A 13,694-nucleotide genomic window follows, 5' to 3' on the forward strand; every position below is an offset into this window, starting at 1 on the left:
CCATCCTCTTATTGTGCGCCGCCGATCGGGATGCCGGCCGCCTTCACCAGCGCGGCATTGTCGACGATCTCCTGCTTGAGCTGCCGGTTGTAGGCCTCCGGCGGGATCAGGTTCGGCTCGGCACCGAGCTTCGCCATTTCCTGACGCAGGTCCGGGCTCTCGATCGCCTTTGCGGTCTCTGCGTAGAGCCTGCCGAGTATGTCGCGCGGCGTGCCGGACGGCATGAACAGGCCGACCCAGAAATTATAATCCGAGTTCGGCACTCCGAGCTCGAGCGTCGTCGGCAGGTCGGGCAGCGCGGCCGAGCGCCTGCTGCTGCCCATGCCCAGCCCCAGCAGCCGCTTCTCGCGGATCATCGGCACGCAGACATTCACCGGACAGAAAAAGTAGTCGAGACGTCCTGCCATCACCTCGGTCAACACCTCGGGCGTTCCCTTGAACGGCACATGCACGGCATCGATGCCGGCGCCGATGCGGAAGCGCTCGGCATTGAGCTGGTTGGCCGTGCCGATGCCCGCCGAGCCGTAGTTGAGCGTGCCGGGCTTGGCTTTCGCCGCGGCGACCAGCCCCTGCACCGAGTCGATGCCGCGCGACGGTGCGACCACCAGCGCCTGTGGCAGCAGGCCAAGCGGCGTCACCCCCATCAGGTCGCGCTGAGTGTCGTAGGGCGTGTTGGGATAGGTGGTCGGCGTGACGGTGTAGGACGCCGACTGGACCAGCAGCGTGTAGCCGTCGGGCCTCGAGCGTGCGACCGCGGCCGTGCCGATCGTGCCGCCCGCCCCCGGCTTGTTCTCGACGATGAAGGGTTGGCCGAGCTGCTGGCTGAGCTGCCGGGCGACGATTCGCGCCATCATATCGGTGGCGCTGCCCGCGGTCAGCGGCACGACGATATGCACCGGCCTGTCGGGCCAGCTCTGCGCGTCAGCGCCGCCCGCGCCGAGACCGAGCGCGAGCGCGAGCGCGAGGCTCCCTATTAATGTCCATTTCATCGCCGGCATCATCGCGTCTGCGACCAATGCCGTCCACATGCGACGCCGTGTGCTAGCGCCGGACGAAACCGACGAACGACCGGGAGGCCGCGGTTATGAACCGCATCGGATCGCGCGGCTGCCCGTCGATCCAGATCTCGTAATGAAGATGCTTGCCGGTCACGCGGCCGGTGGCCCCGACCACGCCGATCTGATCGTGCGGGGCGACCACGTCGCCCTTGCGGACCAGCATGCGGGACAAATGGGCATAGCGCGAGACCACCCCGAAGCCGTGGTCGATCTGGATCATGTTGCCGAAGGCACCGTCCCACCCGGCCGCGACCACCGTGCCCGCGGCCGGGGCGATGACCGCCGAATCGCGCACCGCGCGCAGATCGAGCCCCTCGTGCCGCGCGCCGCCGCCGTTGACCGGATCGCGGCGATAGCCGAAGCCGTCCGACAGGATCGCATGCGTCACCGGCGCGACCAGCGGCAGCCGCACCATGACGTCGCGCAGCGACCTCAGACGGTCGAGCTGCTGGGTCAGCGTGCGCAACTGCGCGGCCTCGGCATGCTCGGCCAACGTCACTTGCTGCTTCCAGGGAATATAGGGGCCGCCGCGCGCGCCGATGCGGCGGAACCGGTTCGGCTCGGGCACGATCCGGCTGAGATCGAGGCCGGCAGAGACGATGACCTTCTCGACATCGGCCGTCGCTGCCTGGGCTCGCGCATCGAGCTCGCGCAGCGCCCAGCGGGTCTCGTTCATCGTCGCATCGCGCTCGGCCAGCGCCTGGTCGCGCTCGCGCGCGAGCTGCGCGCGTTCGTCGGCGATTTCCTCGAGCGCGGCATCGCGCTTGGCGAGAAGCCGCGCCTGCTCTGAGGCGGCGAAACTGACCGAGATGGCGTGCTCGGCGGCGAGCCGTTCGATGCGGCCCTTTTGCTCGGCAACGATCTGCGCCTGCGCCTCGACCGCGGCCATCGCGTGCTCGCGCTCGGCGGAGAGACGCTCCACCACCGCGCGGTCCTGCGCCGAACGCTCCGCCTCCGCCTGCGCGCGCCACGCTGCCTCGCCACGCAAGGCGCCGACCTCGCGTTCGGCCCGCTCGAGCGCGCGATGGTAGAATCCCACAGCGACCAGGCTGGCACCCAGCGCTACAACACAGAGCCCGCCGACCAGCCAGCCAGCCTTCCGCCGAAAGTGGCGCATCGATGTATCCCCTCTGCTCCCCCCGAAGCCGGGTCAGAATAGAGGGCATGGAGTAATATCGCACGATGAAAAAACGGGCATTCCTGGCAGGATCTGCCGCCCTTCTGGCCTGTAGCGCTGCCTCGGCCCAAGGCTGGTCCAACTACCGCAACGAGGAAGGCAACTTCCACGTCGAGATGCCGGGAACGCCCAAGCTCAACACGGCAGACATTCCGATCGGCAACAAAGAGACGGCGCCGATGAAGGAGGCCGTCATGAGCACGCGGGGAGCGACCTACCAGGCGTCCTTCATCGTCTACCCGCCGCGCATCGCCGGCGCTGCATCGGCCGACGTGATGCTCGACACCTTCCGCAACAACATGTCGACGGGCAGCAGCTATCGCAACGAGACCAAGCTCACGCTCGGCCGTTTCCCCGGCCGCGAGTTCACGGTCGTCCAATCCCCGACCCTCAACATCGCGGTCCGCATCTACTGGATCCGCGGCAAGCTCTATCAGCTCATGGTCAGCGGCGCGCCGGGCATTGAAGTGAAACCCGACACACGCAAGTTCTTCGACTCGTTCGGCCTGATCAAGGCGTAACCAAGCGATCGGCGCCCCTGACTCGGGTGCACTGCGGATCTCGCCAGCGTCGCGCGCTGGCCGTATCCTTCCAGCAAGAAGAACGAATGGGAGGAACAGATGATCCGACGCCGGACCGCGCTCGCCGCGGGTTTTGCCACGCTGGCGCCGCTGGCCGCGCGAAGCCAAAGCACGTGGAAGCCGACCAAACCGATCCGCATGATCGTGCCCTACGGACCGGGCGGCTCGGCCGACCAGGTGGCCCGGCTCTATGCCGACAAGATGAGCACGGCGCTCGGCCAGCAGATCATCGTCGAGGACAAGCCCGGCGCTTCGGGCGGCGTCGGCGCGGCGATGGTCGCCAGTAGCGCACCCGACGGCTACACGCTGTTGCTGTCGCCGACCGCGATCATGGCGATCACGCCGTCGGTGCGGAAAGTGCCGTACGATCCCGAGGCGCTGACGGCGGTGTGCCGGCTGTCGACGCCGGTGCTGCCCGTCACCATCACCACCAAGCTCGGCGCCAAGAGCTGGCAGGAGTTCGTAGTACTCGCCAAACAGAATCCGGGGCAATACTGGTACGGCTCGTCGGGGCTGGGCACGATCACGCACCTTACCGGCGAGGTGCTGACCCGTGCCGCCGGCATCAAGATGCAGCACGCGCCCTACAAGACCATCGTCGACGCCACGGGCGACATCTTCGACGGCCGCATCCAGATGGTGTTCGATCCGTCCTTCGTGCCCTACCACAAGGCCGGCAAGGTGCGGACCGTTCTGCAGGAAGGAGCGATGCGCCTGCCCGACCTGCCGGACGTGCCGACGGCGCGCGAGGCCGGGCTCGATCTCAAGGGCTTCCGCGAGCGCAGCTGGTTCGGTCTGCTTGCGCCCAAGGGCACACCGCAGGACGCGCTGGACCGCATTTCCGGGGAAGCCGCGAAGGCGGCCGCCCAACCGGACCTGCAGGAGAAGCTGGTGGGCGTGGCGCAGATTGCGCAGCACCAATCGCCCGCCGACTTCGGGCGACAGGTGAGCGAGGACAGGGTCTACTTTGCCGGTCTGATCAAGGAGCTCGACATCAAGCTCGAGTAGGAACGATGCACCTGGTCCAAGTCCTGCTGCCCCTGTACGACAACAACGGCCAGGCCTTCGAGCAGGCGGCCTATCTTATCGTGAAGACGGCCTTCACCAAGAAATTCGGCGGTGTGACGGCTTATGTCCGTTCGCCGGCGGAGGGCGCCTGGCACGGACCGACCGGCGCGGCGAGCCACGACGAGATCGTCATCTTCGAGGTCATGACGGAGCGCCTCGATCGCCGCTGGTGGCGAAAGATGCGAAGCGAGCTGGCCCGTACCTTCCGGCAGGAGCAGCTCGTCATCCGCACCAATCCCATCGAGATCCTGTAGGCCGGAGAACGCAAAAGGGCGCGCCACCCGAAAGCGGCGCGCCCCTTGAAGACCGATTGCTAGCCCTGCGAGATGGCCGACAGGATCCAGCTGCCGCCGCGGCTGCGCAGGAAGGTCCAGACTTCCGTCGCTTCGGTGCGGACCGCTGGATTGCCCTCGACGATCGTGCCGTCGGCGATGCGGCGGGTCACGTCGATCATGCTGAAGCGCATGGCGACGCTGGCGTAGTCGATGCCGCCTTCGCTCCACGACTCCGACAGGTCGCCCTGCTCGAGCTTGACCGCGTCGACCTTGTTCTCGACCCCGCGGCTGGCGTTGGCCGACAGCTGCTCGGAGAAGTAGCCGAGCATCTCGGGCGTAACCATTGCCCTGAGCTTGGCGAGGTCGCCCTGGCTGAAGGCCGACTGGATGTCGGACAGCATCTTCTCGAAGGAGTTGAAGTCCTCCGCCGCGATGGCGAGGCCCGCGGGAGCGGCTGCTGCAGCGGCACCGGCCCCGCTACCACCCATGCCTGCGAGCAGGCTACGGCCCATCGGCGCCTCAGCAGGGCGCGGCATACCGCCGGCATAGGCCGGGCTCGGCGCCGCGGGGGCGGCCGACCGGCCCTTGAACAGGCGATAGGCGAGATAGCCCAGGCCGCCGATCAGCGCGAGCTGAACCAGCAGGCCGAGCATGCCGGCCATACCGCCGAAGCCTCCGAAGCCGCCGCCGAACAGCATGCCGATCAGGCCGGCGCCTATGAGACCGCCCATCATGCCGGACAGGAATGGATTGCGGGCAAAGAAGCCACCCTGCGCTGCAGCGGGCGTTGCCGCCGGCCGCGCCTGGGCCTGCTGGGTCGGCGTCGCCGAGCGTTCGACCGGCTTGGCCGTGGGCGCAGTCTGGGTCGGCGCCGGCGCCTGCTGGGTCTTGCTGCCGCGGCTGCCGCTATTGGTCCCGCCGCCGACGCGGGCGTCGGCCAAGGCGGGAACCAGAAGGATCATCGCGGCCACCGCCGCAAGCAAACGACTTGTTCTCATTTTCAAGCACCCCTGTTGCCGGTCATTGACGGCGCCAGCAATGTGTGACGCCTGACCGCGCGGTTCAAGATCGCTTTTGCTGACCTTGTGCGAATTCGGGGTGGTGTTCTCCACCGGACTTCATGAGAAAGTGCCTCGCTGGGGCGAAGAGGACGGGGTTATGGCCAGAAAGACATCGAAAACGGGTTCGGGCAAGGCCGGAACCACCAAGCCGAAGGCCGCCAAAGCCAGCAAGCCGGCGGCGAAGAAGGCGGCGGTGAGGAAGCCGGCCGCCAAGAAGAAGGCCGCCCTGCCCAAGCCGGCCGCCAAGGCTGCAGCCAAGAGCGTCCCCCGCCCCTCGCTGCGCCGTCCGGTGAAGGACCGCCCCGTGACGCGCATGCCGAGCCCCCGGCCCGCGCCGCACAAGACGACGCCGCTGGCCGGCGGCATCTTCGAGCGCGACCTCGAGAAGAACGCCGCCAACTACGCACCGCTGACGCCGCTGCAGTTCCTCGAGCGCAGCGCCAGCGTCTATCCCGAGCGGCTGGCGCTGGTGCACGGGCCGCGGCGGCAGACCTGGGCCGCCACCTACGAGCGCTGCCGGCGGCTCGCCTCGGCACTCGACAGGATCGGCATCGGCGTCGGCGACACGGTCGCGATCATGGCGCCCAACATCCCCGAGATGTACGAGGCGCATTTCGGCGTCCCGATGACCGGCGCGGTGCTCAACTGCCTCAATACCCGCCTCGACGCGGCGATGATCGCCTTCATCCTCGACCACAGCGAGGTGAAGGTCCTGATCGTCGACCGCGAATTCCACCGGGTCGCCACCGAGGCGCTGGCGATCGCCACGGTCCAGCCGCTCGTCGTCGACATCGACGATCCGCAGTTCAAGGACGGCGTGCCGATCGGCGACACGACCTACGAGGAGTTCATCGCCACCGGCGACCCGGACTTCGCCTGGCAGTATCCCTCCGACGAATGGAACGCGATCTCGCTCAACTACACCTCGGGGACGACCGGCAACCCCAAGGGCGTAGTGTTCCACCACCGCGGCGCCACGCTGGCATCCTACGGCAACGCCACGCAGTGGCCTATCGGCCTGCATCCGATCTACCTCTGGACGCTGCCGATGTTCCATTGCAACGGCTGGTGCTTCCCGTGGACACTCGCCCTGGTCGCCGGCACGTCGGTCTGCCTGCGGCGAATCAGCGGCAAGTCGATCTTCGACGCGCTGGTCGACCATGACGTGACGCACATGTGCGGCGCGCCGATCATCATGCAGTTCATCATCGCCGCCACGCCCGAGGAGCGCCGCACGCTGCCGCGCCGGATCGAGTTCATGACCGCCGCGGCGCCGCCCCCTGCTGCCGTGCTCGAGGCGCTGGAGAAGGAGAACTTCCGCGTCACGCACGTCTATGGCCTGACGGAAGTCTATGGCCCGGCGACGGTCTGCGCCTGGCACGAGGAATGGGATGCGCTGGGCTCGAGCGAGCGTGCGCGGCTGAAGGCCCGGCAGGGCGTGCGCTACGCCGCCGAGGACGGCGTGACGGTGATGGATCCGGCAACGATGGAAGAAGTGCCGCGCGACGGCAGCACGATGGGCGAGGTCATGTTCCGCGGCAACCTCGTCATGAAGGGCTATCTCAAGAACCCGACGGCGACGAAGGAAGCGTTCGAGAACGGCTGGTTCCACTCGGGCGATCTCGGCGTCATGCACGAGGACGGCTACATCGAGCTGCGCGACCGCTCCAAGGACATCATCATCTCAGGCGGCGAGAACATCTCGACCATCGAGGTCGAGGGCGTGATCATCAAGCATCCCGCCGTCGCCAATGTCGCAGTGGTCGCCAAGCCCGACGAGAAGTGGGGCGAGACGCCCTGCGCATTCGTCGTGCTGAAGCCCGGCGCGTCGGCCACGGTCGAGGAGATCATCGCCCACTGCCGCGCCAACCTCGCCTCCTTCAAATGCCCGCGCTTCGTGGTGTTCCGCGAGCTGCCGATGACCTCGACCGGCAAGGTCCAGAAATACGTCCTGCGCGACTGGGCGAAGTCGGCCTGACGGCTTCATTTGGACCAGTCCGGAAGAGCATGACGGTGCCACAATCGGCCGGTTAATCTCGGCGCGGAATGTCCGGCGAGAGCACGCTCATCGTAACCACGCGTACCGGCGTCCGCCCGCTGGGCGTGCGCGGCGAGCCGCTGCACAATGCGGCGAGCCAGCTGCGCCGCGTCGTACGCCGCCGCCTGGGCGATCCCGCAGGCGATCTGCTGGCAGAGCCGCAGCTCCACGAGGACGGCAAGACGATCGACTGGTACGCCGGCTGGACCGGCGAGGTGCGCCGGGTCGCCGATCTCGATCCCACGCAGCGCGGCGAGGTCCTCGCCCGGGTCGACGCCACGCTCGCCGATATCGCCAGGCTGGGCGGCACGCTCACCACCGCCGGCAGCGGCGACGACATCGGCGTGGTCGGCCGCTCGCTGCAGCTCGCGGCCAGGAAGCCGGCGGAATCCTTCGTGTTCCTGGTCGGCGACCGCCCGGTCGTCGTGTGCTGGGGCTACGAGAAAGAGGCGGCTGCGAGCCTGATGGGCCCTGCCCTGCCCCGCGCGCCGCAGCCGGTGGGCGAGCGGCGGTCGGTGCTCGAGCCGGCGGCGCCGTCATCTCCGCCGATGTCGACCGCGCTGGCGGTGCGCGCCGCGCCGGTGACGATCCCATGGGTCCGGTCGCTGCTCCTGGCGCTGCCGCTGCTGCTCCTGCTGCTCGGCGGCGCGTGGCTGCTGCGCGAGCTGCTGCCAGCCGATCCCGACCTCGCGATGGCGACGCGCGAAGGACCGGCGGCGCCATCCGCTGCACTTCCGCTGCCGGATCCGTCGCCGGCGATGAAGGCCTCGCTGTCCTCGGAGGAAGCGCGCGCCAAGGCACTGCGGCTCGAGCTCGCGACGATCGAGGGCGAGCTGAAGAAGCGGATCGCCAATTGCAAGCCGCCGGAGGTCGCGAAAGAGGAGCCGCCGAAGGAACCACCGAAAGAAGCGCCCAAGCCCCCGCAGATTGCAAAAGCCGTCCCACCGCCGCCGCCCAGGCCTGCGCCGGCCCCTGCTCCGCCGCCGCGCCCGTCGGATGGGCGTATGCGCATGCCGGCGGGACCGACCAACGATTACTCCTTCATGCAGGGCTGCTGGCGCACCGACCGGTTCAAGCACGAGGTATCGCAACCGGAGTTCGGCATCTCGTCGTACTGCTTCGACGCCAACGGCAACGGCAGCCTCGAATGGCGGCGCGGCCGAACCGCCTGCCGCACGCGCGCCCGTGCGCAGTTCAACGGCCCCAGCCTCGCGCTGCGCGACTCGGACTCGACCTGCAATGACGGCTCGCACTGGTACGCCGACCAGCTGGTCTGCCAGCGCGGCGCCGATGGAGTGGCCGACTGTGTGGGCCGTTCCCAGGGCAGGTTCGGCCCGGTCTCCTGGCGTGTGAACCTGCACAGGATCAATTAGCGCCTTCGCTCCGTGGCGCAGCCATCACCGGTGCGTGGGCGACGCGCACCGGCGACGGTTTCAGAGGTGAAAGCTGATCCGAAGTCAGTGCGGCTTTGCGATCAGCCGCGTGATCTCATCCTTGATCTGGAGCTTCTTCTTCTTGAGGCTGCAGAGCGCATCGTCGTCGGGATACGGTCGCGCAGTCTCTTCACTGATTGCATGCTCGAGAGACGCATGCTTGGCCTTCAGCGCTTCGACGTGATCTACGGTGCTCATAGACAACCTCCGTGCTGTGTGGCGACACTGTAAAATGTGACTCTTCGGTGAAGGCGAATCAACCCGCGCTCCCCGCGTTGTTCACAACGCTGTAGGATGGCGGGCATGACCGACCGTCCGAGGCTGATCGTGGGGATTTCGGGCGCTTCGGGCGTCATCTACGGCATCCGCCTGCTCGAGGCGCTGCACGAGCTGCCAGTCGAAACCCACCTCGTCATGACGCGGACCGCCGAGGTCACGCTGGCGCACGAGACGGATCTGAAGGTGAACGACGTCCGGCGGCTCGCGGATGTGGCATATCGGATCGACGATCTCGCGGCCGCGATTTCGAGTGGAAGTTTCCGAACGACCGGAATGATCGTGGCCCCCTGCTCCATGCGCAGCCTTGGCGAAATCGCCCACGGCATCACCAGCAACCTGCTGACACGAGCCGCCGACGTCGTGCTGAAGGAACGCCGCAAGCTGGTCCTGGTTGCCCGGGAAACGCCACTGCATGCGATTCATTTGCGCAACATGGCAACACTTGCCGACATGGGCGCTGTCATCGCCCCACCCGTGCCAGCTTTCTACAATCGCCCCAAGAGCTTGGACGACATCATTGATCATACGGTCGGACGAGTGCTCGACCTGTTCGACCTCGATTCAGGCAGCGTCAAGCGCTGGAATTGAGCGAGCGCAGCTCCCCAGGGCCGCTCTTCCTTCGGGTTTTCCACATCCAAGAGCGGCTCTGGAGAGTCGCGCTCCCGGCAGGTTCAGGATGATGGGGCGGGGGCAGTTCCTACTGCCCTCACGATTTCTTCGGCCGCGAGGCCCGGGAAGGTCGCCGCCATGAGCGCCACCACACGGGCACGATCCCTGGCGTCAGGCACCACCCCCAGGCAAACGGCATAGACGCCGAGATTGCCGACGGCGGCGCGCAGGCGCTTCTCGACCGGCCGGTCGCGGTCGGCGGGCGGGCTGTAGAGACTCGCGAGCTTGAGCTGCTCGGCGTGCTCGGCGGCCAGCTCGGCGTCGGCGACACGGCGGCGGGCGGCGTCGACCGTCTCGGGCAGCGCCTCGTGCCACGGCTTGTCGCGAAGCAGCCGCCGGACCTGGCGCAGGGGGCGGACGATCTCGGCCTGCCAGACGTCGCTCACCTTCAGGATGGAACGCAGCCGGTCGGCGGTCAGGGTCGGACGGCCGGAGGCTCCGAGCCAGCAGCAGAACAGCAGTACGTTCACGTCGCAGCCACGGCGGTCCTGCAGATCCAGGCAGGCCTCGGCCACGCCTTCACCGGCGTAGATCTCCAGCGAGAAGTTCCAGAACGGATGGGGGAGGAAATCCGACATGCTTCCCTTCGGGCGGCCGAAGGGGTACACGGCGCAACGCTGATGAGCAATGACACAGACCCCCTGGACGTGGACCTCGAGGTCATCAAGGCCAAGCTCGAGACCTTGAGGATAGAGCACCGTGACCTCGACGAGGTGATCGACCGGCTGATCGAGAAGCCGCCGTTCGACCAGCTCCAGCTGCAGCGGCTGAAAAAGCGCAAGCTCGGGCTCAAGGACCAGATTACAAAGCTGGAAAGCCGGCTCATCCCCGACATCATCGCCTGAGAGACACATGGCCAAGCGCGCGAAAAGCCTTCCCCTGGTCGGCCTGATCATGGGCAGCCAGTCGGACTGGGCGACCATGAAGCATGCCGCCGACACACTGGAAGCGCTGGGCGTGCCGTTCGAGGCTCGCATCGTGTCGGCGCACCGGACACCCCAACGGATGGCGGCCTATGCCGGCGGCGCCCAGAAGCGCGGGCTGAAAGTGATCATCGCCGGTGCGGGCGGGGCGGCCCACCTGCCGGGCATGACGGCGGCCATGACGGCCCTGCCGGTCTTGGGCGTACCCGTCGAGAGTGCCGCGCTGAAGGGCATGGACAGTCTTCTTTCCATCGTTCAGATGCCCGCCGGCGTCCCTGTCGGCACCTTGGCCATCGGCCGGTCGGGAGCCATAAATGCAGCCCTTCTAGCGGCCTCGATCGTTGGCCTTGGCAATGCCAAGATTGCCGCGACCCTCGGCGCCTGGCGCGCCAAGCAGACCGATGCAGTGGCCCTGGCCCCCTCGGACGACACCCCGGCTCACCGCTAGCAAATGTCGGCTCCTGAGATCATCCCGCCTGGCTCTACCATCGGAATCCTGGGCGGTGGACAGCTTGGACGCATGACCGCGCTGGCGGCGGCGCGGCTTGGCTATCGCTCGATCATCTACTCGCCGGAGGCCGATTCGATAGCGGCCCAGGTCGCCGCCGGGCACGTCGAGGGCGCGTACGACGACGAAGCCGCCCTCGCCCGCTTCGCCGCCCAGGTCGACGTCATCACCTATGAGTTCGAGAACGTGCCGGAATGGACCGTCGCCGAATGCAAGCGGCGCAAACCGGTGCGGCCGGGCACCCGCCCGATCCATTTCGCCCAGCACCGGCTGCGCGAGAAGGCGTTCTTCCGCCAGGCCGGCATCGGCACCGCCGACTACCATCCGATCTGCAGCGAAGCCGATCTGGCCGCGGCGACCTCCCTGCCCGGCATCTTGAAGACCTGCACCGAGGGCTATGACGGCAAGGGCCAGGCCCGGGTCTCGACAAGGGACGGGCTGAAGGCTGCTTGGGAGAAGCTTGGCCGGCGCGAGTGCATCCTCGAGGCGCTGGTCGACTTCCAGTGCGAGATCTCGGCCATCGTGGCGCGCGGGCTGGACGGCACGACACGCTGCTTCCCGATCGGGCTGAACGACCATCGCGACGGCATCCTGCGCACCACGACGGTGCCTTCGGGCTTGCCCGAAACGGTGCTCGCCCGGGCGGAGCGGCTGGGCATACAACTCGCCCGGAGCCTCGACCTCGCGGGCCTGGTGGCGCTCGAGATGTTCGTGACCAGGGACGGCCGCGTGCTGGCCAACGAGATGGCGCCGCGCCCCCACAATTCCGGCCACTGGACGATCGACGCCTGCGCGACCAGCCAGTTCGAGCAGCTGGTGCGGGCGATCTGCGGCCTGCCGCTCGGCGCTGTCGACGTACTGGCGCCGTCGCGCATGGAGAACCTGATCGGCGCCGAGGCCAACGACTGGCCGCGCTTCGTGGCCGACCCGACGGCGCGGCTGCATCTCTACGGCAAGGCCAAGGCACGGCCCGGCCGCAAGATGGGCCACGTCACCTATGTCGGGAATTGGGACGTCTTGCCGCCCAACGCTTAGGTCCGCGCCACGTGCCCAGGTCGGCCTTCCACTTCTCGAAGCGCATGACGTTGTCGATGCGCCGGTCGAGGAATCCCCAAGTCGCTTCGCTGCCTTCGGAGCGATCGTTCAGCCAGTAGAAAAGCGTCGCGCTGTAGACGCCCGCCAGGGTCGCCCGCTTGGTGTAGAAGTTGAAATCCGTGCTGGTGTCGCCGGCGGCATACCAGAGAGCGTCGACCGTCCGGTAGAGCAGCTTCAGCCCCAGAGGGGCGTTGGGCGGCAACGCGAGCATGGCAAGCCCGCGTCGCACGGACTCCCGGCCGCCGACTGTCCGCTCGATCCGCGCACGAACCGCCGTCTTGATGCGCTCGCGGATCTTGAGCCCGGACGCGCCCGCCGCTTCCATCGCCTCGACGGTGAGGAGGTCGGCCCGTTCCGACAACCAGGCCAACACCGCCACGGGCCCGCCGGGGAACAGCCGTTCCGCTTCGCCCTCCGGGGCGCCGATATGGCGGGCAGCAGTCCGCATTGCGCCCAAGCTCCAGCCGCTGAAGGCCGCTTCGGAAGCGACCGCCTCTGCCAGTTGGCTACGCAGGGAGGCGTCGGGATCGAAATCGGGCCTATCGGGATCATCCATGAAGCGACTATAAGCCTCCAGCCGGGGCTTCCCAAGGCGGGGGGCCTGTGATAACACCCCGGCCTCGAATTTCGGCTTCGGAGATTTCCTCCGGGGCCTTCCAGCTTGGAAGGAAGCGATCGAAGTGCAGGTTCTCGTCCGCGAAAACAATGTCGATCAGGCGCTGCGCGTCCTGAAGAAGAAGATGCAACGTGAGGGCATCTTCCGCGAGATGAAGCTCCGTCGCAATTACGAGAAGCCGTCCGAGCGCCGCGCCCGCGAGCGTGCCGAAGCGATTCGCCGCACCCGCAAGCTGATGCGCAAGCGCATGGAGCGCGAGGGCTACTAGTTCCCTTTCTCTGCGCCGCTGCTTCGAAGCGAGACGACGACCCTCGGCGATGCCGGGGGTTTTTGTTTGGGGAGAGCGCTCGCTCCAGAACATGAGCGAGCTGGAAGCTCGCGCTCCAAAGGAGCATGTGCGCCGAAAGCTCATGGTCGTCCCGCTCGGGGCGCGATTAAGCAAGAGGCGGATCGAGGCTCTGCGAGACGTATCGGGTCCGCTATCAAGGCCACAAGAGAATTCTAACTGGCTGTCATCGAATTGTAACGATATCCGTCGCTCCCCTGGACGGAACCAGCGCCGTGCGATGGACCGGCCATGGGTCTGCCCTTCAAGTCACCCCGATGCTGAGCCTTCCGCTCGATTGGTGGCTGGGCTCGCGAGTCAGCTTCGCCGTCCCATCACCATTCGAGCACACCAGTTCACACCTGCGCGGCGATGGGTGGATTGTATCGAACGCTGGAACTGCTCGCTGAAGCCCAGGGTGACACACATAGGTCACTAGGCCGGGAGGGAAGTGATTTGGTAGGTCACTGCAGCGACGCGAGAAACGATTTCTCTGAAGCGTCGCGATTTCGAGGGCAGTCTACCATGACGCGGGAGCTCAGGCGGCGACGTCGACGCCTCGCAAGGTAGAGCCGGCTAAGCAAAGGT

The 13,694-nt window shown here is 67.2% G+C and carries 16 protein-coding genes; 10 read left to right on the forward strand and 6 right to left on the reverse strand.

What is annotated here, in order from left to right:
• Positions 1-8: 8 nt before the first annotated feature.
• Together ACQY8M_RS29085 and ACQY8M_RS29090 are read right to left on the reverse strand one after the other, a co-directional pair.
• Positions 9-1,028, reverse strand: a complete 1,020-nt coding sequence (locus ACQY8M_RS29085) for a tripartite tricarboxylate transporter substrate binding protein (protein WP_428663280.1) — start codon at positions 1,026-1,028, stop codon at positions 9-11.
• 13 nt (positions 1,029-1,041) lie between these two features.
• On the reverse strand, positions 1,042-2,175 hold the full coding sequence (locus ACQY8M_RS29090) for a peptidoglycan DD-metalloendopeptidase family protein (RefSeq protein WP_428663282.1): 1,134 nt from the start codon (positions 2,173-2,175) through the stop codon (positions 1,042-1,044).
• Between the two features lie 65 nt (positions 2,176-2,240).
• Here ACQY8M_RS29090 and ACQY8M_RS29095 point away from each other — a divergent pair, with 65 nt between their 5' ends.
• From ACQY8M_RS29095 to ACQY8M_RS29105, 3 genes are all read left to right on the forward strand, one after another.
• Positions 2,241-2,756, forward strand: coding sequence for a hypothetical protein (locus tag ACQY8M_RS29095; protein ID WP_428663284.1), 516 nt, complete (start codon positions 2,241-2,243; stop codon positions 2,754-2,756).
• Between the two features lie 99 nt (positions 2,757-2,855).
• Entirely contained in the window at positions 2,856-3,824 is a 969-nt protein-coding gene (locus ACQY8M_RS29100; protein ID WP_428663286.1) for a Bug family tripartite tricarboxylate transporter substrate binding protein, read from the forward strand.
• 5 nt (positions 3,825-3,829) lie between these two features.
• Complete coding sequence (locus tag ACQY8M_RS29105; RefSeq protein ID WP_428663288.1) at positions 3,830-4,138, forward strand: hypothetical protein; 309 nt, start codon at positions 3,830-3,832, stop codon at positions 4,136-4,138.
• A 59-nt stretch (positions 4,139-4,197) separates the two neighbouring features.
• On the opposite strand, the gene ACQY8M_RS29110 is transcribed toward ACQY8M_RS29105, so the two are convergent.
• Positions 4,198-5,121, reverse strand: a complete 924-nt coding sequence (locus ACQY8M_RS29110) for a Tim44 domain-containing protein (RefSeq protein ID WP_428663291.1) — start codon at positions 5,119-5,121, stop codon at positions 4,198-4,200.
• A gap of 412 nt (positions 5,122-5,533) precedes the next feature.
• On the opposite strand from ACQY8M_RS29110, the gene ACQY8M_RS29115 reads away from it, so the two are divergent.
• Together ACQY8M_RS29115 and ACQY8M_RS29120 are read left to right on the forward strand one after the other, a co-directional pair.
• Positions 5,534-7,198, forward strand: a complete 1,665-nt coding sequence (locus tag ACQY8M_RS29115) for an acyl-CoA synthetase (RefSeq protein ID WP_428675534.1) — start codon at positions 5,534-5,536, stop codon at positions 7,196-7,198.
• Positions 7,199-7,266: 68 nt separating this feature from the next.
• A complete protein-coding gene (locus ACQY8M_RS29120) occupies positions 7,267-8,631 on the forward strand; it encodes an SrfA family protein (RefSeq protein ID WP_428663293.1) in 1,365 nt (454 codons plus the stop codon).
• Positions 8,632-8,715: 84 nt separating this feature from the next.
• Here ACQY8M_RS29120 and ACQY8M_RS29125 read toward each other — a convergent pair whose 3' ends face one another.
• Positions 8,716-8,889, reverse strand: a complete 174-nt coding sequence (locus ACQY8M_RS29125) for a YdcH family protein (RefSeq protein WP_428663296.1) — start codon at positions 8,887-8,889, stop codon at positions 8,716-8,718.
• A 105-nt stretch (positions 8,890-8,994) separates the two neighbouring features.
• On the opposite strand from ACQY8M_RS29125, the gene ACQY8M_RS29130 reads away from it, so the two are divergent.
• Positions 8,995-9,558: a UbiX family flavin prenyltransferase gene (locus ACQY8M_RS29130; protein ID WP_428663298.1), complete on the forward strand. Its 564-nt coding sequence runs from the start codon at positions 8,995-8,997 to the stop codon at positions 9,556-9,558.
• Between the two features lie 83 nt (positions 9,559-9,641).
• Here the strand turns inward: ACQY8M_RS29130 and ACQY8M_RS29135 are convergent, their stop codons facing one another.
• Positions 9,642-10,217, reverse strand: a complete 576-nt coding sequence (locus ACQY8M_RS29135; RefSeq protein WP_428663301.1) for a TIGR02444 family protein — start codon at positions 10,215-10,217, stop codon at positions 9,642-9,644.
• Between the two features lie 42 nt (positions 10,218-10,259).
• Between ACQY8M_RS29135 and ACQY8M_RS29140 the strand changes: the two genes are divergently transcribed.
• The 3 genes from ACQY8M_RS29140 to ACQY8M_RS29150 all read left to right on the forward strand — a co-directional run bounded on the left by ACQY8M_RS29140 (position 10,260) and on the right by ACQY8M_RS29150 (position 12,105).
• Positions 10,260-10,484, forward strand: coding sequence for a YdcH family protein (locus tag ACQY8M_RS29140; protein WP_428663303.1), 225 nt, complete (start codon positions 10,260-10,262; stop codon positions 10,482-10,484).
• A 7-nt stretch (positions 10,485-10,491) separates the two neighbouring features.
• Positions 10,492-11,010 (forward strand): 5-(carboxyamino)imidazole ribonucleotide mutase, encoded by a 519-nt coding sequence (gene purE, locus ACQY8M_RS29145; RefSeq protein ID WP_428663305.1) that lies wholly within the window; start codon positions 10,492-10,494, stop codon positions 11,008-11,010.
• 72 nt (positions 11,011-11,082) lie between these two features.
• Positions 11,083-12,105: a 5-(carboxyamino)imidazole ribonucleotide synthase gene (locus ACQY8M_RS29150; protein ID WP_428663307.1), complete on the forward strand. Its 1,023-nt coding sequence runs from the start codon at positions 11,083-11,085 to the stop codon at positions 12,103-12,105.
• Here the strand turns inward: ACQY8M_RS29150 and ACQY8M_RS29155 are convergent.
• Entirely contained in the window at positions 12,062-12,721 is a 660-nt protein-coding gene (locus tag ACQY8M_RS29155) for a COQ9 family protein (RefSeq protein WP_428663309.1), read from the reverse strand. The two genes, ACQY8M_RS29150 and ACQY8M_RS29155, sit on opposite strands and share 44 nt — an antisense overlap.
• Positions 12,722-12,845: 124 nt before the next feature.
• Here ACQY8M_RS29155 and rpsU point away from each other — a divergent pair, with 124 nt between their 5' ends.
• Positions 12,846-13,049 carry a 30S ribosomal protein S21 gene (gene rpsU / locus ACQY8M_RS29160; protein WP_020696578.1) on the forward strand — a complete coding sequence of 68 codons (204 nt, stop codon included), beginning with the start codon at positions 12,846-12,848 and terminating at the stop codon, positions 13,047-13,049.
• Positions 13,050-13,694: the final 645 nt, after the last annotated feature.

Source organism: Reyranella sp., from assembly GCF_965279465.1.
Taxonomy (GTDB): domain Bacteria; phylum Pseudomonadota; class Alphaproteobacteria; order Reyranellales; family Reyranellaceae; genus Reyranella.